Here is a 337-nt window from a genome sequence, read left to right as displayed (position 1 = left end):
CTTCCGGACTCGGCCACGAGGGCGGCTACCGCTCCATCGACTTCTACACCGACCAGCAGGCGGTCCACATAACCCTCGGCAAGGTGCCGAACCCCACTTTCGGCAAGTGAGTACCCACCGCCGATCCCCCGGTCACAGCAAGGAACCAACGATGAGCCAACGCACTCCCACCTCCTCCGGCTTCTCCATCTCGAGGGAAGCGCCCATCGTGGCGGACAACCCGGTGCCGACCCCCTCATCCCCGCCGCCGGACATTCTGCGTGTTGCTTACGCCGAACTGGTCGTGACCGACCTGGCCGTGTCGCGCGAGTTCTATGTAGGTGTGCTCGGTCTCATT

At 64.1% G+C, this 337-nt stretch carries 1 pseudogene; it reads left to right on the top strand.

Going from position 1 to position 337, the window contains the following annotated elements:
• Positions 1 to 151 precede the first annotated feature (151 nt).
• Positions 152 to 337 (top strand): annotated as a pseudogene (locus ON19_RS40200) (3,4-dihydroxyphenylacetate 2,3-dioxygenase); the annotation flags it as partial.

The organism is Nocardia abscessus NBRC 100374, from assembly GCF_000308455.1.
GTDB lineage: Bacteria > Actinomycetota > Actinomycetes > Mycobacteriales > Mycobacteriaceae > Nocardia > Nocardia abscessus.
This window is presented reverse-complemented; position numbering and strand designations above follow the sequence as displayed.